The sequence below is a fragment of the Paenibacillus sp. P46E genome (assembly GCF_001909095.1).
Lineage (GTDB): Bacteria > Bacillota > Bacilli > Paenibacillales > Paenibacillaceae > Paenibacillus_AQ > Paenibacillus_AQ helianthi.
The window spans coordinates 19,467-42,863 of the sequence record NZ_LVYZ01000029.1 but is presented as its reverse complement, the minus strand read 5'-3'; the positions used below and the strand labels follow the sequence as shown (position 1 = coordinate 42,863).

Genomic DNA, 23,397 nt, shown 5'->3' with positions numbered 1-23,397 from the left:
AGTCCTATTCCGGTTCACTTGAGAAACTATACGTTCATTATACAAAAGTACACATGAAGTTAGCCAGCCCGACTAAGGATAAGTCGAATGAATAAGTTTGTCAGGCAGAACTTCAAATTGCCTATTTACAAAACTGTGCGTTCAGTATATCATAAAAACATAATTAATGAACTATACGTTTAGTATTTAAATGGAGGGTGGTATTCATATGAACCAGGTAAAGCAGGCAACTGAAGCGACAAACGTGAAACATGCACAAGAAAGACAGGGAAGTAATGCAGTCCCCGGTTGGATCACTTTTCTGCTGGCGGCATCCTGCGGCCTGATTGTGGCCAATCTGTATTATGCCCAAACGCTGGTCGGACCGATCAGCGAAGCTACTCATCTCTCAACAGGAGCTGCGGGTCTGATTGTGACACTAACCCAGATTGGTTATGTTATTGGTCTGCTGTTCGTAGTGCCTCTTAGTGATATTATTGAAAACCGCCGTCTTACCGTGATCTCCCTTACCGTAGTAGTGGTTGCTCTGGTTACGGCCGCCTTCGCTCCGAATGCATCATTGTTTCTGGGCGCCTCACTGTTTATTGGCCTCGGCTCGGTAGCTGCTCAAATTCTGGTACCGTATGCTTCCTATCTGGCAACTGAAGAACACCGCGGCCGGGTAGTGGGAAATGTGATGAGTGGTCTGCTGCTGGGCATTATGTTTGCCCGTCCGCTGGCCAGCTTCATCTCCGGCCTCTGGGGTTGGCATGCGATCTTTGCCATATCTGCTGTAGTGATTGCTCTATTGACGATTCTGTTATCCCGTGTTCTTCCAGAGCGCCAGCCTGTACCTTCAATGAACTACGGCGGACTGATCCGTTCCCTGGGTACGCTTCTGAAGAATACACCTGTGCTGCGGCGCCGGGCGATGTATCAAGCCAGTCTTTTCGGAACCTTCAGCCTCTTCTGGACAACCGTTTCCCTGCGGCTGGCTGATACCTATCACCTGACTCAGCAAGGGATCGCTTTGTTTGCTCTGGCGGGTGTGGCGGGTGCGGTTGCTGCTCCAATTGCAGGAAGATGGGCGGACCGGGGGTGGACAAAGCCGTTGACGGGTCTTGCGTTTGGACTTGCGGCTGCTGCTTTTCTGCTTGCTTATCTGTTTCAGGGTGATTCCAAAGTAACGCTGGGACTGCTGGTGGCCGGGGCTATTATATTGGATATGGGGGTATCGGGGAATCTAGTGCTTGGGCAGCGGGCCATTTATTCCCTTGGCAGCGAAGCGAGAGGACGCTTGAACGGATTGTTTATGGCGATTTTCTTCATAGGCGGAGCTATTGGCTCCTCGCTCGGGGGCTGGTCCTATGCCTATGGCGGCTGGGGATTAACTACACTGATCGGGCTGGCGCTGCCGGTTCTGGCCTTCTTATACTACTTGACGGAGAAAAAACAAGCATAAGGTAACAAGGACAATACATGTGTTGTTAAACAGGACTGCTCTCTAAGCTGGATCTAGCCAGTATCAGAGATCGGTCTCTTTTTTATGTAAAACTCAAGATTGTTCTTATAGCAGTGCCTCTTTCAGGGCTTATTCAAAAAATGAATGGCTTATCCGATATATAAAAATGGAAGAGATAAAAAACTACAAAATGTCTAAAAATTTATCAGGTTTCGACAAAAAAGGGCGGGGTTTTATTGAAAAAAGAGAGGTTTCGCACGGTTTTATGGGTATTAACTAGTCTATTAGTACTATCTGCACTAACAGGCTGCACGGGTTCTGCTACAGAAACTAAAGAGAAAACAGCAGATCAGAAAGTGACTTTGAAGTATATCTGGTGGGGGAAGCAGCAGCGGAAAGAGGATACCCTCAAGGTAGCGGAACTGTACATGAAGAGTCATCCCAACGTCAAGATCATTACCGAGGATTATTCGGGAGCCGATGATGTAGCTGCTCAATTGGCTGTAGAAACGGCTGACCAGGATACCGCAGATATCATTCAGGGAGATTATGAATTTATTTTCAACTATATTAACCGGGATTTGGTAGAGCCGCTTAATCCGTATATCAAGAATAAAATATTATCGACATCGGATATTTCAGCTGATGCCCTGGCTCCAGGGATGAAGAATAAGGAACTATATGCAGTCAATATTGCAATGAACTCAGAAGCGGTATTGTATGACCCCGAACTTTTTGAGAAAGCAGGGATCACAGTACCAACAGAGGACTACACGATTGATGACCTCCATGCAACGCTCGTGCAGTTGAAACAATCCATAACCACCCCGGATTTTTATCCTCTAGGCAACATGCTTAATGTCAACTATTATCTGAGAAGCCGGGGAGTCAAGATGTATAAAGCCGACGGAACAGGGCTTGGATATGATGACGATAAGATCCTGGCAGATTACTTTACCCTGTACAAAAAGTGGGTTGACGAAGGCTTGCTGAGCAAGGATTCATTGAAGGACTGGCCTATTGATGAGAATCATCCTTTAATAACCGGAAAGGCAGCCCTTTACTTTGGGTTCAGTAACCATACCACTGCACTAAGCAAAATCGCCGGCCATGCCATCCACCTGTTACCCTTTCCACAAATATCAAAAGAAGCAGAGGGCAGATTCATCAAACCTTCGATGTTCTTAATGGCCTCTTCCTATTCGAAACATCCGGAGGAAGCCGTCAAATTCATTGATTTCTTTGTAAATAATGTAGAAGCCAATAATATCCTCAAAGGAGAACGCGGAGTTCCGGTATCTAAAGTGATCTCTTCAGGACTATCCGCAAAGGTAGATGAAGCCGGAAAAGAGCAGTATAAGCTGCTTGAGTATCTGAAAACCCATTCCTCGCCGATCGATCCTCCTTCACCCGGAAATGCAGTGGTCTTGAAAAATGCGCTTCAATTAATACTGAGTCACGTTATTGACGGCACCACTACTCCTGAAAGCGGGGCTAAGGAATATCGGGTGCAGGCTGTTGACACTCTGCAGGGAACAAAGGAGGAGACAGCGAAATGAGCAGACTACTAGGCACGTTTACGATAAGAAAAAAGCTCTACAGCGGCTTTGGACTGGTTCTGATTCTCTTGCTGGTTGTATCTTTCAGCAGCTATGCCTATCTCTCGAAGGTGAATAGATCCTATACCCATCTGCTTACGAATAAATCTCAATCCGTTCAGTTGATCAAAGATATGAGAATCGCTGTGGAGGCGGAGAAATCCAGTCTTAACAGTTATCTCGTCAACGGGGACGAGAATAACATCACTATGTTCAACGATGCCCGTGCGAAGTTCGGTATCGTACTGGAAGAATTGAAGCTGTTAATTAATGATCGCGGTGACAAGCAGATTCTTGCCGGTCTTGATCTGCTGCAGGAACGTTACAGCATTACAGCAATGAAGGTCATAGACAGCAAAAAGCAAAATGATACGGAGACGTATTTGAAAATTCTGGAGTCACAGGGTCCTGTACTGAATAAATTCAGCAGCACTGCAGAACGATTGGTTAAACTGCAGGTGGATGATCTCACGGTAGAAGCCAATGATACGTTCGATGAAGTCTCCCGGATTAAGCTATTAGTGCTTACCCTGACTGGGGCTGCTCTGTTAATTGGAGCGATTGCCTCCATTCTGATCAGCAGAATGATATCGAACCCAATCCTCAGACTTCAGAAGATGGCGGTGCAGATTGCGGATGGTGATTTGAGAAATACGTCGGTTGATATTAAAAATAAAGATGAGATCGGTCAATTGTCGGTGGCCTTCAATAATATGGCTAATCATCTGCGGGTGCTGATTCAGGATGTGGGCTCGAATGCAGAACAGGTTGCGGCTTCATCCGAGGAGCTGACTGCCAGTGCTGAGCAGACCGGTCAGGCAACAGAGCATGTTGCCATGATTACAGAGCGGGTGGCTGAAGGTACACAGACACAGGTGAATAGCATTGAAGCCAGCGTTGTGCTCGTTCAGAAGATGGATGGAGAGGCTGCACAAATAGCAGAGCGTTCCGTCCACGTCAAAGAATCAGTGGATATGGCCTCCAGTTTGATTTCAGAAGGGATTCAGGCTGTTGAAACAGCGATCCGGCAAATGTCAGCGGTATCCGCGAATGTGGTTGATGTATCGAAGGTCGTAAGTTCCTTGGGCGAAAGCTCCAAAGAAATCGGAGATATTATTGCGATTATTACGGATATTGCCAACCAGACCAATCTACTGTCCCTGAACGCAGCAATCGAAGCGGCAAGAGCAGGGGAGCATGGCCGGGGCTTCGCAGTAGTGGCCAATGAAGTGCGCAAGCTCGCTGAGAAGACTGCTGAATCCGGTAAGCGGGTAACTGATGTTATTCGTTCCATACAACAGGAGACCAGCCAGACCATTGCGATGGTTGCACAGGGGGAAAAGGAAGCAGAGCTGGGGATTCATGCCGTCCGGACTGCCGGACAATCCTTCGCGGAAATTGAAGCTTCAATACAAGAAATCAACGATCAGATCAAGAATGTATCGGATTCTTCCCAAGGGATGTCACACGAAACCCACGAATTGGTCATAGCCTTTGAGCAGATTAACCAGATGACTGTATTATCTTCTGAGGGAGCGCATGACGTCTCAGCTTCTGCTCAGGAACAATTAGCCAGCGTAGAAGAAATTGCGGCGGCCTCCAGACTGCTCTCTGAGCTGGCCCAAGAACTGCAGGACAGTATATCAAAGTTCTCAGTATAGAGGGATCAAGACCTGCTAGGAGATGACTTCTGGATTGTCAGGAGTCATCTTTTTGTATTGCCGGGTGCCTGGACAATGGGACGAAAACCAACAAAATACCCACAAGAAGATCACCTTGTGAAAGGGTCCTTCTTGTGGGTCACTGATCTAGAACAACTCTGCTTACCCGCGTTTACTACACCCGGAATTTAGAGGCTGCTTCTGCCAGGTTCTTTGTGAGCTGATCAATCGTTCCCACCATCTCTGCCAGCTGTTCAACGGTATGGGATTGTTCCATCATAGTAGCTGTAACTTCTTCTACCGATGCCGACACTTCTTCTCCGGTAGCTGAGAGGCTTTGGGCTGAATCGAGAACATCATCCTTGTCCTTTTGCATTTGAGTCATTTCCTCAGCCATAGTTTTAATTTGAACCGTTATATCTGTGACTTTGTCCAGAATGGTCTGGAATGCTTTTTGGGTTTGCCCTACAAGCTCATCCTGTTCCGAGGAAATATTATTGATTTCAACCACGCTATGATTGTTTTCTGCTACGAAGGCAAGGTTTTGTTGGATGATCTCATAGATATCGTTCGATTGCTTCGAGCTCTGTTCAGCAAGCTTGCGGATCTCGGAAGCTACTACTGCAAAGCCTCTTCCGTGTTCTCCGGCCCTTGCGGCTTCAATCGATGCATTAAGCGCGAGCAGATTGGTTTGAGTGGCGATCTGGTTGATGGCTCCTGTAATATTGCTGATGCTGTTGGAGCTGTCCTGAAGCTTAACGGTGATGGCGGAGATTTTCTGGACCTCCTGCTCATTCTTGTCACTGATCCGGATCAGACCCTCAACAACCTGATTGCTGGTATGGAAGACTTCAACAATCTCTTCAGCTCTCTGTCTGACCGATTGCGCATTATCATTCATCGTAGCCACCTTCTTGCTGAATCCAGAGAACTTCTCAACGATATGTTCCGTGTCATTCGACTGAAGCTCCATGGCCTGAGCAATTCCCATTGAGGTTACAGAGGTTTCATTAATCGAACGTGCGGTCTGCTTGGAGGTCTCCTCCAGCTCATTGGTGCTTGTATTGAGTACTGCAATCGAATGGTTCATATCGGTGATGAGCTCTTTATTCTGCTGTACCATGACGTTGAAGCTGTCTGCCAAATCCTTGAACTCACTGTCATACCGGCCGTTAGCCGCCACGGTTAAATCGCCTGTAGCCAACTGTTTGAACAGCCTGGACAATGTGATAATGGGTTTGGTTATCCAGCGGGATAATACTAATCCGAAACCAATGGCAATGATCAGGGCCAAAACGGTTACGATCAACATTTTGAGGAACATATCACGTATAGGCTGTTGAATGTCGTTGAGGGGATCGGATACAGTAATCATCAGATCTGCCCCCGGTATTTTGCTCAATCGGATATAACTATCTTCCGTTTCGGTGGAAGTAGCCTTGATGTCTCCGACTGCCCGATCCTCCAGGAAGGCTTTGGTCCCGGGGTTATCGCCAATGCTTTGTCCGGTTTGGGAGGGGGTTTTTGAGTTGTAGAGGACAATTCCGCTCCGGCTTACAATCACTATAATCCCTTCGTCATTAATTCTGATTTTGCCTAATTTATCGGTGAAGAAGCTGCTGTCCACGGTCATGGCGAACACACCTAGCACCTTGCCGTCTAAGTCTTTGATGGGCTGGGCAAAAGCAATGATTAGTTTTTTAGTCTCTTTAGATGTAATTGCATCACTGATGAATGAGGCACCTTTTAGCGCTTGGGTAAAGTATTCCCGGTCTGATCTGGACTGGCTAATTGTGTCAGGTTTTGTTCCGGCAACAATCGTTCCCTTTGTATCCAGAACGAGCATCGCGTCAGTACTCTGTGTACCCTTCATACTATCCTGCAGTATTGTATTTGCTTTGTTAAAATAGGGGTTTTCCGATGAAAAGAACTTTTTGTCTGAGAGGGAGCCTTCTGCTCTAAGCTCCAATAATTCTTTAAAAGTATTATGAACAGAAATGACATAAGAAGTCTGCTCCTGCAACTGCATGGCCGTCCACAATCCCTCACCTATACGGTCGCCGTTTGCATTGATTTCATCCTTACTCTTCCGGAGCAGCAAATCCGATGAGAATAGATATACTGTTACCGAAGTCGCCAAGAGAACGATGGCCACCAGCAAGCTAATTAAGACGGGAAGCTTGACCTTCAAAGAAATGTTGCCTATTTTTTGATTTGCTTTTTTTATGGTTCCCATATGTTCATTCTCCTTTTTTTTAAAGTAACCTTTTAATGGCCACGTTACATTATCGGTTATAAAATTGTTTTAATTTAATGATAAAATTTGACATTCTCCCTTCTTGCGTTCTGGATAAATCACTGATTTCTGTAATCTAGTTATAACAAGCATTTGTGTAAAAAAAATGATAGAAATATAAGAATATTTGATTCTTCAGATTGAAGATAATATGAAACTGGCTCCGTGGTCTTCAGCGTAAGATATCTAATATTGCTATAGATTTTCATGTGCTATAATAATCAAAAATGCTATGTAGGAGCTGTTGCAGGCATGACAAACCAAAGTGAAACAGACATCGGACAATTGCTAGAATCTTTGAAAATATCATTACCGCTGGTGCAGCAACTATTTCCACTTGATGTAATGTTCGCCTTGGCGGATGTGGAGAAGTTTATCTTCTATCTTCCGGGGAAGGAACTGGATATCCGGATACAAGAAGGCACTCCGATTCCGCAAAGCGGGGGATTGCGGTTAGCGCTGGAGACAGGAGAAACGGCCAGTGCAAATATACCGAAGGAAGTCTATGGATGGCCCTTCAAATCCTCCTCCATCCCGATTAAGAACAAGAACGGGGCAGTCGTGGGTGTGTTCACGATAGGAATCAGCCTCACCAATCAGGAAACCTTGAGCTATGCGGCGAACTCACTGGCGGTAACCTCGGAACAGATCAGCTCCACTTCGGAAGAAATTGCAGGAACAGCCTCTGAACTGGCGAACACTGTAAGCGATTTAAAGGTGCTGGGCCAGAGGGTTGTAGAGGAGCTCCACAAGACAGATGAGATTCTGGATTTCATCCGTAAAGTGGCAGATAACTCCAACCTGCTGGGCCTTAATGCTGCAATTGAGGCTGCACATGCGGCTGAGCATGGGCGCGGATTCGGCATTGTCGCGCAGGAGATCCGGAAGATGTCCGTATCCAGCGCATCGTCTGCGAAGGATATCGCCGGCATCCTGCAGATGATCAAGAAGAACATTAACCAGATGGATGCAACACTAATGGATTGTATGGCTCAAAGCGAACGTCAGGCGGCAGCAACGGAGGAAATTACCGCATCCATGCAGCAAATGGCCGCATCCGCCGTGGAGATTGAGAAGATCGCGCGGCTGATCTGAGGAGAGTATTAGTTATGAAAAGGATTTCAAGTCTGCTAATTATGTTGATGTCTGTACTTCTATTGTTGAGTCCTATACCTGCTGCTGCAGAAACAGTGGATCCAAGTGCCGCTACGGAGCGGCACCTGGAGCAGCAAGACCCGATTAACTTCCCTGTTTCTACTTATGGATATAAGTACTTGGGAACGGCGAACGGACTCTTGTACTTCAAGGAGCCGCTTTTGAGCAAGAATCCTCGTAATGCGAAGGGGCAGATGCTTCAGGAATATGTCGTGACAATCAATCCCAAGACGAATAAGGTGGAGTGGGAGCTTCCGATTTATGGGGGATTCAAGTTTGGTGATCGTGCTTTTTTTGACAAGGCAGGTAATTTGTATAGTCTAGTTGGCGCGGGGCTGAAGCAATTCTCTAATGAAACGTTTCTCTATTCCATTAGTCCCAAGGGGACAATGAATTGGGAGGTTATCTTTCCCAGACCGCTTGAGATTGACAGTCTGATAAACAATAAATTGTATGTGCATGACAACTCCTCGGTCTACGCAGTGAATCTGAACGGTACAGTAGCCTGGAGTAAAAGTTTTGAAAGGGAAAAAATGCAGCCTTCCCATTATCTTAGCGGGGTTGCCTTGAATGAAGTGTTGACGCTCAAATATAACTCGCAGCATATCGAAGCATCTTTTGACGTCCTGGACTGGAATCTCAAGAAAAAAATAAGCTATCCGCTAAACGCGAACAGTACAGTAGAGCAAGCGCTCAAGCTTAACAATGATATATATATCCTCAAAATAAAGAAATCCGAGAGCACAATGCTGCTGGCCGCTATAGGAACAGACGGAAAAGTGAAATGGACAAAGGGAATTGATCCAACAACAAACAGACTCTATAACGTGGACGGCAAACTCTTATTCGCCAATAATAAAGGGTTTTATGTACTGAATGGCAACGGTGAACAACTGAATCATACCCCGCTTGCTCCCATACCTGTTAGAGCAATATCCTACAGATTACGGGTGGATGACAAGTACATCTCTATTACGGCCGATAGCAGAATTGAGACGAAAACTGCGCTGACCGTGCTGGACCGGAAAAGCTACAAAACGCTGTATTCGTTCGCTTACCCGCTCAAAGTTGGAGAACAGCCGGCGATCTATTTTGATGATATTTTGTTTACCCAGGGCAAATTTTTCACCGTCTATAACTATCAGCTCATACCTTTTCAATGATAATCAGTTCAGTCAGCCCGCGCCTAGCGCGGGCTTTTTGGCGCGGCCGGGCGGCCACCCGTGAATATCCTTTCTGCTTGTCATGCCCGTCTGCATATTGCAGGCAAGTCCCTCATAGACATGTACTAATCAATGCTATTCAAAACAGGTTAAGGGGATGATGTCATGCGCCGGATAACATGGGTACTCGCAATCATTATGAGCGTGACCCTGGTGCTTGCGGGGTGCGGGAAGAAGGATGCCGCTTCCGTGGTCAAGGATTTGAACAATGTGTCTGATAAATTGGAGAGCAAGCAGGGGGCTTACCAGGGTTCAGGCACGATGACGCTGTATACCGGCGAGCAGCCACAGGAGTATAAGGTGGAGGTCTGGTACAAGAATCCATCCTACTACCGGATCAGCCTGTCGAACGTCCAGAAGGATGTGACGCAAATCGTGCTGCGCAATGATGAGGGCGTATTCGTACTGACACCCAGCCTTGGCAAAAGCTTCCGCTTCCAGAGCGACTGGCCGGACAATCAGGGTCAGGTCTATCTGTATCAAACACTGGTCCGGGGAATTGTCTCCGATAACAACCGCCAGTTTGTAGAGGACGGAGACAACTACGTGTTCGAGGTAGCGGCCAATTATCAGAGCAGCGCACTGGTCCGCCAGAAGATCTGGCTAGCCAAGAAGACCTATGAGCCTAAGCAGGTGCAGGTCTCTGACTCCGAAGCCAAGGTTGTGGTGAATGTGAAGTTCGACAGCTTCAAGTTCGATCCGGAATTCACGAAGGATTCTTTTGATATGCAAAAGAATATGGCCACCGGCACAGCATCCGAAAGCACGCTGGCGGAAGTTGACGAGAACGGCAACCCGGTGACTGCACCGGAGAACAGTAAACCTTCAGAGCAGCCGGTAACCGCTGAGCTCGGTGATTTCGGAATCATTGAACCAGGCTATATTCCTGCCGGTGTGCAACTTAAGGACTCCAACAAAATTGAGGACAGCAAAGATCATTCTGTACTCATCCGTTATGACGGAACCTACCAGTATACGATTATGGAATCGCGTCCGCTGGATCGTGCCGTCTCGCTCGCTCCGGGTAGTGTGATTGATCTGGGCTTCACGGTAGGTCTCCTCAGTGGTGACGAACAGCAGACACTTACCTGGATGAGTGATGGTGTGGAGTACCGGATTACCAGCGCGAATCTCCCGGTTAACGAAATGATGCAAATCGCCGCTTCTATGGAGGAACAAACGGGTAAGTAAATATCAGTAGGCGGATACTGCGTATTGTGGGAGTCATTCCTCTACATGCAGTGTCCGTTTTTTTATCTTCTTGACGAGGACAGGCCCGGTGGCAGTTCTGCAAAAAGATAGTTCCTGCTTACATTGACAGCCGCCTTCCATTAGCATTACCATTGACAGTAAGACTTAAATCAATGAGATGCTGCAGGAGATGTTTTACTACAATGTTAGAAGGTGACCCTGAAGTGCAAGCAAGCTATCGACCTACAGTAGCCGAGATTAATCTCGATGATCTGCGTGCCAATTATGAGGCCTTCCGTAAGGTTCTTCCAGCGGAGACCAAATTCATGGGATGCGTCAAAGGTAATGCGTACGGCCATGGGGCTGTGGAAGTGGCCCGGGAGCTGGAACGGCTCGGAGCGGACTATGTAAGTGTAGCTTTTCTGGATGAGGCATTGGAGCTGCGTGAAGCGGGAATACTAATTCCTATTCTCGTACTCGGCTACACCTCACCGGAAGGGATAGCCGTTGCCTGGAAGAACCATGTAACCGTAACACTGTTCACACCGGAGGTGCTTGAGGCGGTAAGACAGCTTCCTGACATACCGGAGCACCGGCTGAAGGTGCATATCAAGATTGACAGCGGGATGGGAAGGCTGGGGCTTTTACCGGCTGACGCGCCTGATTTCATCACTGAAGTGCATTCTGTAGCGCAGGCGGAGCTGGAGGGAATGTTCACACATTTTGCCAAAGCAGACGAAGAAGACAAAAGCTATACACTGTTGCAGCACCGACGGTTCATGAGCGTGGCCGAAACGCTTCGGGACAGAAACATTCACATCCCGATCATACATACGGGCAATAGCGCTACGGCCATTGATACACCTCTTCTATCCCGAAACATGGTGCGTGTAGGCATAAGCTTGTACGGTCTCTATCCCTCCACAGAGGTGAACCACGAGCTTGTGGCTTTACACCCGGTAATGACGCTGAAAACGCAGGCGGTATATGTCAAAACGTTGCCGCCCGATTGGGGAATCAGCTACGGCACCCGGTATTTCACAGACAGCGAAGAGATCATTGCGACGCTTCCTGTGGGGTACGCTGACGGATATTCCCGCATGCTAACAGGCAAAGCGGAGGTGCTAATACGCGGACGCCGCGTTCCTGTCGTCGGAACGATCTGCATGGACCAGTGTATGGTAACGCTCAAATCTTTCGCTGAAGAAGCGGAACAAATCAAAGCTGGCGAAGAGGTTGTTCTCATCGGCCGCCAGGGCGCCGTGTCCATTACGGCGGATGAACTGGCACTCCATCTTGGAACGATTCACTACGAGGTAATCTGTATGCTGGCCCACCGGGTGCCGCGTGTATATGTACGCGAAGGCGCTGCTCCGAACCTGGTCAACCCCTTGCTGCAGACCTAATGTCATTGCCTTGTTACTCATGCAGGAACTGAATAGAAGGATTATGCCGTGTAGACTAGTATGACTTATGGTCTATACGAACCGCCAATTGTAGTTTATAATGGAATGCAGCATACTTGATATACTGGCGGCATATATTCCTTGTATAAAATTCCTTGTATATTGTAACACTGGAACACAAGGGCAGAAGGTTTGTGGGGGTGGAAGAGAAGGTGGCCAATTTACAGAACACCAAAAGAATCATGATCAGCTTGCCCGATCATCTCTTGCAGGAAGTGGATGGGATCGTCCAATTGGAGAACTCCAACCGGAGTGAATTGATCAGGCAGGCCATGAAGCTGTATCTAAGCGAACGGAGGAAACGGACCATACGCGATTCGATGCAGCGTGGCTATATGGAAATGGCTAAAATCAATTTGACCATGGCATGCGAGGCGTTTCTCGCGGAGGAAGATGCAGACAGTACTCTTGGCCGCTTAGTAAGCGGGGTGTAGATATTGATCGTTAAACGCGGCGACGTTTTTTTTGCCGATCTTTCGCCGGTGGTGGGTTCAGAACAAGGCGGAGTACGGCCCGTACTGATCATTCAGAACGATATTGGCAATCGTTTCAGCCCGACAGTCATTGTGGCAGCCATCACTGCCCAGATTCAGAAGGCTAAACTGCCGACGCATGTGGAAATTGATGCGGCTGCTCACGGCTTTGACCGGGATTCCGTCATATTGCTAGAGCAGGTTCGGACCATTGACAAACAACGCTTAACCGATAAGATCACCCACCTGGATGACGAAACGATGAAACTGGTGGACGATTCGCTGCAAATCAGCCTGGGACTGATTGATTTTTGAATCAGGCAGACTATAGATCGCACGGTAATGTATGGGAAGGCGCACCCGGGATAACCCGGGGCGTCTTTTTTGCTCTTATATGAACGTTATGCCGGGCAGGCGGTATCCATTTCACTTTGAGTAAACCCTGTGCTATAATTAGACCGTACGGTCGGTCTAGAAGGAGGTGGTCAGAATTAAAGGACGTTCTGACGGAGAAGAGACAAAGAAACGTATAGTGCAGAAGGCAGCACAGCTGTTTGTGCAAAAAGGCTACGGAGCGGTAACCATGAACGAGGTTTGTTCAGCGGCCAAGGTCAGCAAAGGAAGCCTGTATCATCATTTTCCCAGCAAGGATGAGCTGTTCCTGTACATTGTGGAAGATGATACAGAGCAATGGCTGCTCCAGTGGACACAGAAGAAGAGCAGCATCAGCGGTTTCGAAGAGCGGTTCTATGCCCTTGGCGAGCATTATGCGAATGATTACCAGAATCCGCTGATCCGGGCCCTTGAGGAATATGCCAGATCCCGGACCCTTCCTGACGAGGTTCAGGATCGTCTTGCACGGCTCTATGAGTCTGCCTCAGAAGCCTGCCGCAATCTTCTGCAAGAGGGGATGGACTCTGGATATCTGGTCAAAGGCGATCTGGACAATTATGTAATCATTGTGAGCGGACTACTAGAGGGTATCGGCCGAGTCAGCGAGATTATGACCGTTGTTCATGCGCCGAATGATATCATGAAGTATTACCGGGAAGCGATAGCACTGCTGCTACAGGGTATGCGTGTGCGGTAGGGGACGTGGCCTATTTCCTATATTACAAGATTAGAGGTAAATGTATCTTTGAAATCGCCGCGAACAGGCAATATGACGGATGAGTTACATCACCATGCGGTATTTACCTGTTGGGTGGTTTTCTTATAACGTGTAATTAGACCGGATGGTCGGTCTTGTACGAATGTTATTAATAACTAACGGGAACACCTTAAGATATGAATATTGTGTTCTGGGAATACGGAGGTTACTTCAAATGAAATTATTACTTAGAAACCGGGGCGCGATGCTGCTCCTGATGCTGAATATATTCCTGGCTTTTACAGGGATCGGACTGGTTGTTCCGATTATGCCCACGTACATGAATGAGCTGCACATTGGAGGCAGTGTAGTAGGATTGCTGGTGGCCGCCTTTTCACTGACCCAGCTAATTCTCTCCCCTTGGGCCGGCGGGCTGTCCGATAGAGTGGGGCGCAAAAAAATCATTGTCTGCGGATTGGTTGTCTTTGCGCTGTCGGAGCTATTGTTTGGTCTTGCCGAATCAAGCTGGCTGCTGTTTGTGTCGAGAATGCTGGGAGGTGCCGGAGCAGCCCTGATTATGCCTGCGGTCATGGCCTATGTAGCGGATACGACCTCTATGAAGGAACGGGCTAAAGGCATGGGACTGATTAATGCTGCGATTACTACCGGGTTTATCATCGGACCGGGTCTGGGGGGCTATCTGGCAGAGCTTGGTATTCGTGTACCTTTCTTCGCTGCTGCTGGTGCTGCGGCATTCGTTGGCGTGGTGACCTTCTTAGTACTGCCGGAGTCCCGTTCACGGGAGCAGCTTGCCACAGCCGGGTCGATGGAGGGGAGTAAAGACCGCCTTATCACCCAACTGGTGCGTTCCTACCGGGAACCCTACTTTTTCGGTTTGCTGATCGTATTCGTGCTTTCCTTCGGGCTTGCTAATTATGAGACGGTATTCGGATTGTTTGTGGATCACAAATTCGGGTTCACGCCCAAGGATATCGCCTTTGTCCTGACCTTTGGCTCCATTTCGGGAGCTGTGATTCAGGTTACGGCATTCAGCTGGATTCTGAACCGTTTTGGTGAGAATAAGGTCATTTCGGCCTCTCTGCTTGCAGCGGGCTTGTTCATCCTTTTGACCTTATTTGTAAAGGGCTATTGGGCGATCGTCGCTGTAACCTTCATTGTGTTTCTTGCCATGGATATTTTGCGTCCTGCTGTCGGCACACAGCTCTCCAAAATGGCTGTGGAATCACAGCAGGGCTTCGTAATGGGTATGAATTCTGCCTATACAAGTCTAGGGAATATTGCCGGACCTATTGTCGCAGGCGTCCTGTTTGACCTGGATATTAACTTTCCATACGCTGTGGCTGCGCTTGTACTCGTACTCTGTTTTGTGCTGTCGCTCGGTTCACGCAAACGGATGAGCCGCCCCGGCCTGCAGGTAAAGTAATGGCCGGCTGCTGCTCCCGGATTTTGGCGCGGGGCTAATCTGTGATACTATTTCAGGTAGAGATCATATGAACACAGATCGTGTACGGAAAGAGGGATTTCATTGACAGTGGATACAAATCAAGGGGGTTCGGCGGCTGAAGAAGCGCTGGCCCGCCAGGAGCAGGAAACGATCACACAGGCGATTGCCAAGGAGCTTAGCATCAGTGTGAAGCAGGTGCGGACGACGGTAGGGCTGCTGGATGAAGGGAATACGATTCCTTTTATCGCTCGCTACCGTAAGGAAATGACCGGCGAGCTGGACGAGAACGTGCTGCGTGATATTGAAGAAAGACTGGGTTATCTGCGTAATCTGGGGGACCGCAAGAAGGATGTACTCCGCAGCATCGAGGAGCAGGGTAAGCTGACACCGGAACTGCACCAGCAGATTATGAAGGCGGTCAAGCTACAGGAAGTGGAGGATTTGTATCGTCCGTTCAAGCAGAAGCGCAAGACAAGAGCAAGCGTGGCTAAGGAGAAAGGGCTGGAACCGCTGGCAGACTGGGTGATGGAGCAGCGCCGCCAGGGCGACCCGCTGGAGGAAGCCGCGAAATATATAGATGTGGACAAAGGTGTGGAAAGCGCCGAGCTGGCGCTTCAGGGGGCAATGGATATCATCGCTGAGAACATTGCTGATGATCCCGCGATCCGTTCCTGGGTCCGGCAGTATACAGCCAGTCAAGGTGTGCTGGTCTCGGAAGCAAAGGATGCAGAGCAGGAGAGTGTCTACGAGAACTACTATAATTACCGTGAACCGGTACATAAAATGCCGCCGCACCGTATTCTCGCCATCAACCGCGGTGAGCGGGAGAATGTGCTGAAAGTCGGCATAGAGGTGACTGCCGACAAGATTCATGCTTTTATCCAGCGGAAGCTGATTAAGGGGCCGTCCCCGGTCAAAGACCTGCTGGATGCCGTGACCGAGGATGCCTACAAGCGGCTGATCGCACCTTCCGTGGAGCGCGAGGTGCGCGGGGAGATGACGGAAAAGGGGGAAACGCAAGCGATTTCCATCTTCTCCGGAAATCTGCGCAGCCTGCTGCTGCAGCCGCCGGTGAAGGGTCGAAGCGTTCTTGGCGTCGACCCGGCCTACCGCACCGGCTGCAAGCTGGCCGTGGTGGACGACACTGGCAAGCTGCTGGAGGTGGCGGTCACCTATCCGACGCCGCCGAACAACAAGAAGAAAGAGGCGGCGGCGAAGTTCAAAGAGCTGATTGCCAAATATGGCATACAGCTCATTGTGATCGGCAACGGCACCGGCTCGCGGGAGACGGAGCAGTTCACCGCCGAGGTCATCGCAGAGATCGGCGATCCGGGGCTGGCGTACCTCATTGTCAATGAGGCCGGAGCCAGTGTGTATTCAGCCTCCAAGCTGGCGCAGGAGGAGTTCCCTGATCTGGATGTGGCGGAGCGCAGCGCCGCCTCCATCGCCCGCCGCGTGCAGGACCCGCTCGCGGAGCTGGTGAAGATCGATCCGAAGGCGATCGGTGTCGGGCAGTATCAGCATGACGTTTCCCAGAAGCATCTGGAGGAGAGTCTTAAGGGTGTTGTGGAATCGGCAGTTAACCACGTCGGTGTTGACGTGAACACGGCCTCCGCTTCCCTGCTGTCCTATGTCGCCGGAGTCAATGCGACCATTGCCAAGAATATTGTGAAGTTCCGCGAGGAGAACGGCAAGTTCACCACGCGCAAGCAGCTGCAGAAGGTGCCGCGCCTGGGTGCCAAATCCTACGAGCAGTGCATCGGTTTCCTGCGTATTCCCGGCGGCGACAACACGCTGGACCGGACGCCTATCCACCCGGAATCCTATCCGGTGGTGGACCGTCTGTTCCGCGAGCTGGGGCTGGATGTATCCTCACTCGGCAGCAAGGAAGTCGCCTCACAGCTGGAGGCACAGGATGCCGCTGAGCTGGCTGTGAAGCTTGATGTCGGCGTGCCTACACTGCGCGACATCCTGGAGAGCCTGCAGCGTCCGGGCCGCGATCCGCGTGAGGAGCTGCCGCTGCCGATCTTCCGCACGGATGTGCTGAAGATCGAGGATCTGGTTCCCGGCATGGAGATGCAGGGGACGGTACGCAACGTAATTGATTTCGGCGCCTTTGTCGATATCGGCATCAAGAACGACGGGCTGGTGCATATTTCCCAGCTAAGCGGAAGCTTTGTGAAGCATCCGATGGACGTGGTCTCCGTGGGAGACAACGTTACCGTATGGGTGATGGGCGTTGACCTGAAGAAGGGCCGTGTCAGCCTGACCATGCGCCCGCCACAGGGCAATGCCGGAGGCGCGAAGTAAAATATTAAGCCAGTCATCTGCTTCGGAAGTCGAAGCAGATGACTTTTTTTATATCCAAACGGAGGCGCTCCTTCGGGAACTACTACCGTGACGCATGCTGCACCAAGTAACTCTTATTGGCTTAAGGTACTAATTAGATATATTCATTTATTAGCTACCTGCACTATTTTCCGTCATGATATGATTTCCAATAATATAGGAAAAGGTGGAGACATTATTGAATGAACTCGTGATTCGGAATTTTAAGCAGGACGACATGCCGGCACTGGGCGAATTTTATCAGGCGGTGACCGCAGGTGATCCTGTGATTTTTTGGTGGATAGGCGAAGAAGAGAACTATCCGAATGTATTTTGCGCGTTTGAAGGCCAACAGATGGTCGCCAAAGGGCAGGTTGCCGTATTCAATATCATTGCACCCGAATGTGTGCCGGAGGGCAAGCACAAGATCTTCCTGAATCTGAAGGCTTCCCCGGGCAGGGAAGAGGATGTGGAACTGCTGGATTCTGTGTATGAACGCCTGCTGGCCCGGGCCTATGAGCTGAAAGCGACGCTGCCGGACAGTCATGGAACTATACTGTGTGTGGGGAACTACTTGGCGGAAGAGAGCTGCCACCGTTATTTTCAGCAGCAGCAGGGGTTTCAGTATTTACACAGCTTATATAGTCTGAAACGTGATTTGAATGAGCTTGTTGTAGAGCTGCCGCTCCCTGAAGGAGTGGACTTCATACAATGGCGTATGGAGACCCCTGAGGAGCAGAAACAGTATATGCAGCTGGAAGCTGAAGTGTGGCCGGATGCTCCAATTGGAGCAAAACGGCTTGCCGAGTATCGCAGCCATCCGCTGTGGACCGCCATCATTGCACGCGAAGCAGGAACGATTGTCGGCAGTGTAATGGTCTGGCAGGAAGACGAGGGTGGCGTTGTTGAGGATGTGTTTGTCAGAGAGGCCTGGAGAAGACGCGGTATTGCCCGGTTTTTACTAAGCGAAGCCTTGAAATATTTGCAGGGGCACGGGCTTGAAACCGCCTCGCTAGTAACCGGAACGGACAACCATTCCGCCCAGGCTCTTTATCATTCTGTTGGTTTTCACACGGAGAGTGAAGAAACCAGATATTACATCGAGCTATAAGGGTCACCGGCTGGCAGCAGCATTTAGCGCGTTATATTTCACTATGGATCACAACAACCTCCTGTAATCACAGCTATTGTCTGTGACTTGCAAGAGGTTTTCCTTTGGTCAACTGCACAATACATTTCGTCCGATCATCAATATTTTTTTATATAGGGCAGCCTTTATACTGAAAGCGTGTTCAACAAGAGTTATGGGAGGCTGTACAATGGAAGGGTTAACAATAGGCTGGTACGGAGCACTGGCTGGACTGGCAATCGCGATCATTCTGATCCTGAGAAAGCTGAATCCGGTCTACGCTTTATTCCTCGGAGCCATCGTGGGGGCGCTGATTGGCGGTGCCAATCTGGAACAGACGGTCAGCGTACTTGTAAGCGGTACACAAAGTGTGATGGGTACGGTACTTCGCGTGCTTGCTGCCGGTGTGCTGGCAGGGGTGATGATGGAATCCGGGGCGGCAGAGACAATAGCGCAGGCCATCGTGAAAAAATTTGGCGGCAGCAAGGCCATTCTGGCTCTAGCCCTGGCGACGATGATCATTACAGCGGTCGGTGTATTTATACCTGTAGCTGTACTGATAGTGGCACCGATTGCTTTATCGGTAGGGAACAAAATGGGGATTTCAAAAATGGCGCTGCTGCTGGCACTTTCCGGCGGCGGGAAGGCGGGGAACATCATCTCGCCCAATCCCAATACGATTGCTGCTGCACGGGGGTTCGACCTGGATCTGAGCCATGTGATGCTGGCCGGCTTCATTCCGGCGGTGTGCGGCCTGATTGTAACCGTTATTGTAGCGTCGCTTCTGAAAAATAAAGGTGTGAAGGTGCTGGATGAGGAAGCAGTGTACAACGAAGCTGACAATTCCAAATATCCGCCTCTTGGCAAGGCTATCGTAGCACCGCTTGTTGCGGTCATCTTGCTGATGATCAATCCTATCGGTTCGATTGCGGGTATTGACGTGCTATCCAGCATTAAAGTTGACGCGCTGTACATTCTGCCGATTGCCGGAATCATTGGTCTGCTGGCCATGGGCCAGGGGAACCGAATTCTGGCGTACACCTCCTCCGGTCTGAATAAAATGACAGCGACGGTACTGATCCTGATCGGTGCCGGGGGGATTGCCGGACTGATTGCCGCTTCCGACTTGTCCGTCCAGATCGTCAGCCTGATTCAGACGGCGGGAATTTCAGGAACCCTCCTGGCGCCGATCTCCGGTATTCTGATGGCGGCGGCTACAGGCTCTACCTCAACAGGTGTTATCCTGGCGACAGGTTCGTTCGGGCAAGCTATTCTGAATATGGGCACCGCGCCGCTTGCCGCAGCCGTAATGGTTCACACCGGGGCAACTGTTATCGACTCCCTGCCGCAGGGGAATTACTTCCATGTCACAGCGGACAGTATGAAAATGTCGATTAAGCAGCGGATGGGGCTAATCCCCTATGAAGCGGTTGTAGGCGGGACGATGGCCATTGTGGCAACGTTAATCTATGGTTTTTTCTTATAAGGCACAGATTTTAATATATGGCATGGGGTGAGGATATGGGAGAGAAAGAGAAAGAGAAAGAGAAAGAGAAAGAGAAAGAGAAAACATTTGTACTGGCACCGGACTCCTTCAAAGAGAGCATGAGCGCTAAGGAAGTATGTGTCGCAATGGAAAAGGGGCTCCGGAAGATCTATCCGGCTGCTCATTACATTCATGTGCCGATGGCTGACGGCGGGGAAGGTACCGTACAGTCACTGGTCGATGCTTCGGGCGGGGAAATCCATTATAAAGAGGTCACGGGACCCCTCGGGCAAAAGGTTACCGCCAAATTTGGCATTCTCGGCGGAGGACAGACTGCGGCGATTGAAATGGCCTCCGCGAGCGGTATCCATCTGGTGTCGCAGGAAACCCGGAATCCTATGATCACCACTACTTATGGTACCGGGGAGTTGATCCGGGAGTGCCTGGACCGGGGCATCCGCAAAATCATTATCGGCATCGGAGGCAGTGCGACGAATGACGGCGGTACAGGCATGGCCGAGGCGCTCGGGGCCAGATTCCTGGATGAGTCGGGAGCGGAGCTTCCCCGCGGGGGCGGCAGTCTGGGAAGACTGGCAAGTATAGATATTACAGCGCTGGACGAACGCCTGCAGCATGTACAATTGATTGTAGCGTGTGATGTGACGAATCCGCTCTGTGGGGAGCAGGGTGCTTCCCGGGTATTTGGCCCGCAAAAGGGAGCTGACCCGGAGATGGTACAGAAGCTGGACGCGAATCTTGCCCATTATGCTGAGCTTGTGAAGCAGCAGCTTCGCAAGGATGTACGTGATCTGCCGGGAGCGGGTGCTGCCGGAGGATTGGGCGCGGGGCTGATGATCTTTACCCAAGCGGTACTCCAGAAGGGGATCGAAATTGTGATAGAATACACTGGTTTGAAGGATAAGCTGGCGGGGGCCGATATTGTGTTCACCGGTGAAGGCGGCATTGACTTCCAGACGAAGTTCGGAAAGACACCCTACGGTGTAGCCCGCACTGCCAAAGCTAGAGGCATAAAAGTCATTGCTATTGCCGGTTACATTGGCGAAGGTATTGAGGCATTGTATGATGAGGGCTTTACCGCGATCTTCGGCATTGTTCCCGGGGCCAGCGGGCTGGAGAAGCTGCTGGCCGCGGGGCCGCAGAACGTAGAGCGGACCTGTGAGAATATTGCGAGAATTCTGAAAGTAAACGAATAGCATAATCAGAGGCTCTGGAGAATTTATTTTCTTCAGGGCCTTTTGGTGTATGGGGATCATAGTCATAAGTATGCCGGCCAGGGGAAAGAGGACGGTATTACTTATAGAGTGCCAGCAGGCCCTGCATAAGCTCGAATAGCTGGAGCAGATTGCGCGGATCTTTACCGGTCAGGGTCTGAATCCGTTTCAGGCGGTATTGCAGCGTGTTGCGGTGGATATTCAGGTCATCGGCCGTTTGGGAGACACTGCAATTATGGTTAATGAAGCTTCTCAGCGTCTCTATCATATCCACGGCATCCTCCAGCTTGGCGGCGGTATTATGCGTGCTAAGAGAGGCATGGCTCAGCTTCACCAGAAACTCGACGTCGGCAAAAGCAATAATCTGTGAATCCGGCCTCAGCGCCAGCAGAACATTCATGGCTGATTTGGCCTGGCGGTAGCTTTCGGCAATGTTTGCTTCCTGCTTGCCTGCTGCAATCAGCACCCGGGGCTGGTTCTGCAGAAGCTGCCGGATCAGCGGCCCGGGATCAGCTGAATGCTGTAAGATCAGCAGCTGTGTGTCTTCATCTATAGCAAAGCAGGGGTAGCGTAACAGCAGACTGCCCGGGGACACTTCCGTATTGTAATGCTTGAGGTACAGCACCACGCTTTTCAGGAGTAAGTCGATTTGGTACGGTGCCGCTTCTTTTCTCAGTTTTTGGGAGTAGGCCCCCTGATGATTCAGGAGCAGCTCCAGAAAGGCTTTTTTACGATTCGCTTCATGAGCCAGATTCTCCAGATTGTTGCGCTGTTCAATAAGCAGGGATACGGTAGTTCTTACAATATTGCAAAAGGGGCGGACCTCGTCTGGATTTCCGGAAATACCAATGACCCCTACAGAGGCGTGACCGATGACTATCGGCTCGTTGGTGCCTTTTTTCTCGAAGCGGCTGTCTTCCCAGACCTCGACCATTTTGCCGGTGGACAATGCCTGGACTGCACCTTGATGTACCGTACCGACCCGTTCCCTGCGTCCGCTGCCGATAATAATACCTTCGGCATTCATGATATTGATATTATAGGGGATATCCATCATCATTTTATCCACAATTTCCTGTGCCTGATTCTCCGAAAGCTGGAACAAATCAAGGTCCTCCTTCGCTAAATGGGTAATAGTTCTTAGACGTACCTGTACTGCTTAACCTCTCAGCGCAATTGTGCATCTGAACAAAAGTATAGCTGATTTTCTCTGCATTGTCAGGGGCGCTAGTCCATCCGGACAGACCTGTTATTTGCAACATTATCCATCTGCGTACGTCTTAATAAAAAGAAGGGGAACAACAATAGGAGGGATTTCATGAATACTGTGAAAATAGTTGGACGTTCAGCGCTGGCCGCTGTTCTGCTGGTTCTAGCAGGGTGCAATGCAGCGCCTGAAGCTAAGCCGGAAGCTACACTGGCACCGGAGCAGACTCAGGTGTCCCCATCGCCGACTGCATCACCGACCGCATCACCAACCGCATCGCCGACTGCATCACCAACCGCATCACCGCTCCCTTCGGAACCGGCAGAAAGTCAGCAGCCGCAGGCTTCGGCTGCTCCGGAGGAAGGAATGCCGCCAACCGCTGAGGAAGCAGCCACTACGGTACTAAAAGCATTAAAGGCAGGCAATATGGAGACCATTGCGTCCTGGGCACACCCGGACAAAGGTGTCCGTTTCTCACCTTACGCTTATGTCGATACAGCAACTGATCTGGTATTTACCCGGGATAAGCTGAAGGGTCTGATGAAGGACCCCAAGCCGTATGTATGGCGTGAATTCGCCGGGTCCGGGGAGATAATGAAGCTGACCTTTGCGGAATACTTCAAGCGGTTTGTATATGACGCTGACTTTCTGAATGATGCCAAAACCGCGCTCAACAAAGGGTTGGGGCAGGGAACGACACTGAATAATATTAACGAAGTTTATCCTAAGGATAAATACGACTTCGTCGAATATCACATTGCCGGCGTTGATCCGGCAAATAAAGGGATGGACTGGCGCAGCCTGCGTCTGGTATTCGAGAAGATCGGAGAGGATCATGCGCTGGTAGGCATTGTCCATGATCAATGGACACCCTGAAGGGAAGAAGGCAGAATACGTCTGTAACAGGATTGATAATTATACCAACATAACGGAAGTAAGCCCGCAGGAATAATTCC

At 49.9% G+C, this 23,397-nt stretch carries 18 protein-coding genes; 16 read left to right on the top strand and 2 right to left on the bottom strand.

Annotated elements, in window-relative coordinates; translation table 11 throughout:
* Positions 1–208 precede the first annotated feature (208 nt).
* The 3 genes from A3849_RS07345 to A3849_RS07335 all read left to right on the top strand — a co-directional run bounded on the left by A3849_RS07345 (position 209) and on the right by A3849_RS07335 (position 4,700).
* Positions 209–1,441 (top strand): MFS transporter, encoded by a 1,233-nt coding sequence (locus A3849_RS07345; protein WP_256700687.1) that lies wholly within the window; start codon positions 209–211, stop codon positions 1,439–1,441.
* Positions 1,442–1,797: 356 nt separating this feature from the next.
* Positions 1,798–3,000, top strand: a complete 1,203-nt coding sequence (locus A3849_RS07340) for an ABC transporter substrate-binding protein (RefSeq protein ID WP_256700686.1) — start codon at positions 1,798–1,800, stop codon at positions 2,998–3,000.
* Complete coding sequence (locus A3849_RS07335; protein ID WP_074110816.1) at positions 2,997–4,700, top strand: methyl-accepting chemotaxis protein; 1,704 nt, start codon at positions 2,997–2,999, stop codon at positions 4,698–4,700. Before A3849_RS07340 ends, A3849_RS07335 begins: the two co-directional genes overlap by 4 nt.
* 175 nt (positions 4,701–4,875) lie before the next feature.
* Here the strand turns inward: A3849_RS07335 and A3849_RS07330 are convergent, their stop codons facing one another.
* A complete protein-coding gene (locus tag A3849_RS07330) occupies positions 4,876–6,936 on the bottom strand; it encodes a methyl-accepting chemotaxis protein (protein WP_074110815.1) in 2,061 nt (686 codons plus the stop codon).
* Between the two features lie 312 nt (positions 6,937–7,248).
* Between A3849_RS07330 and A3849_RS07325 the strand changes: the two genes are divergently transcribed.
* The 12 genes from A3849_RS07325 (at position 7,249) to A3849_RS07270 (ending at position 21,216) form a co-directional block, all read left to right on the top strand.
* Positions 7,249–8,091, top strand: a complete 843-nt coding sequence (locus A3849_RS07325; protein ID WP_074110814.1) for a methyl-accepting chemotaxis protein — start codon at positions 7,249–7,251, stop codon at positions 8,089–8,091.
* 14 nt (positions 8,092–8,105) lie between these two features.
* Positions 8,106–9,314: a hypothetical protein gene (locus A3849_RS07320; protein WP_074110813.1), complete on the top strand. Its 1,209-nt coding sequence runs from the start codon at positions 8,106–8,108 to the stop codon at positions 9,312–9,314.
* A 165-nt stretch (positions 9,315–9,479) separates the two neighbouring features.
* A complete protein-coding gene (locus A3849_RS07315) occupies positions 9,480–10,565 on the top strand; it encodes a LolA family protein (protein WP_074110812.1) in 1,086 nt (361 codons plus the stop codon).
* Between the two features lie 224 nt (positions 10,566–10,789).
* The gene (alr, locus tag A3849_RS07310) at positions 10,790–11,971 is read left to right on the top strand and encodes an alanine racemase (RefSeq protein ID WP_074110907.1); all 1,182 of its coding nucleotides are present in this window, start codon (positions 10,790–10,792) and stop codon (positions 11,969–11,971) included.
* Between the two features lie 212 nt (positions 11,972–12,183).
* A complete protein-coding gene (locus A3849_RS07305; RefSeq protein WP_025708964.1) occupies positions 12,184–12,465 on the top strand; it encodes a CopG family ribbon-helix-helix protein in 282 nt (93 codons plus the stop codon).
* 3 nt (positions 12,466–12,468) lie between these two features.
* On the top strand, positions 12,469–12,819 hold the full coding sequence (locus tag A3849_RS07300; RefSeq protein WP_036697332.1) for a type II toxin-antitoxin system PemK/MazF family toxin: 351 nt from the start codon (positions 12,469–12,471) through the stop codon (positions 12,817–12,819).
* A gap of 166 nt (positions 12,820–12,985) precedes the next feature.
* Positions 12,986–13,594, top strand: a complete 609-nt coding sequence (locus A3849_RS07295; RefSeq protein WP_074110811.1) for a TetR/AcrR family transcriptional regulator — start codon at positions 12,986–12,988, stop codon at positions 13,592–13,594.
* Between the two features lie 235 nt (positions 13,595–13,829).
* Positions 13,830–15,038 carry an MFS transporter gene (locus A3849_RS07290; RefSeq protein ID WP_074110810.1) on the top strand — a complete coding sequence of 403 codons (1,209 nt, stop codon included), beginning with the start codon at positions 13,830–13,832 and terminating at the stop codon, positions 15,036–15,038.
* 147 nt (positions 15,039–15,185) lie between these two features.
* Entirely contained in the window at positions 15,186–17,369 is a 2,184-nt protein-coding gene (locus A3849_RS07285) for a Tex family protein (protein ID WP_178382635.1), read from the top strand.
* A 217-nt stretch (positions 17,370–17,586) separates the two neighbouring features.
* On the top strand, positions 17,587–18,498 hold the full coding sequence (locus A3849_RS07280) for a GNAT family N-acetyltransferase (RefSeq protein WP_256700685.1): 912 nt from the start codon (positions 17,587–17,589) through the stop codon (positions 18,496–18,498).
* A gap of 208 nt (positions 18,499–18,706) precedes the next feature.
* Positions 18,707–20,002, top strand: a complete 1,296-nt coding sequence (locus A3849_RS07275; RefSeq protein ID WP_074110808.1) for a GntP family permease — start codon at positions 18,707–18,709, stop codon at positions 20,000–20,002.
* 35 nt (positions 20,003–20,037) lie between these two features.
* The gene (locus A3849_RS07270; RefSeq protein ID WP_074110807.1) at positions 20,038–21,216 is read left to right on the top strand and encodes a glycerate kinase; all 1,179 of its coding nucleotides are present in this window, start codon (positions 20,038–20,040) and stop codon (positions 21,214–21,216) included.
* A gap of 97 nt (positions 21,217–21,313) precedes the next feature.
* On the opposite strand, the gene A3849_RS07265 is transcribed toward A3849_RS07270, so the two are convergent.
* A complete protein-coding gene (locus tag A3849_RS07265) occupies positions 21,314–22,339 on the bottom strand; it encodes a CdaR family transcriptional regulator (RefSeq protein ID WP_074110806.1) in 1,026 nt (341 codons plus the stop codon).
* Between the two features lie 213 nt (positions 22,340–22,552).
* Between A3849_RS07265 and A3849_RS07260 the strand changes: the two genes are divergently transcribed.
* On the top strand, positions 22,553–23,317 hold the full coding sequence (locus A3849_RS07260) for a hypothetical protein (protein WP_074110805.1): 765 nt from the start codon (positions 22,553–22,555) through the stop codon (positions 23,315–23,317).
* The last annotated feature ends 80 nt before the right edge of the window (positions 23,318–23,397 follow it).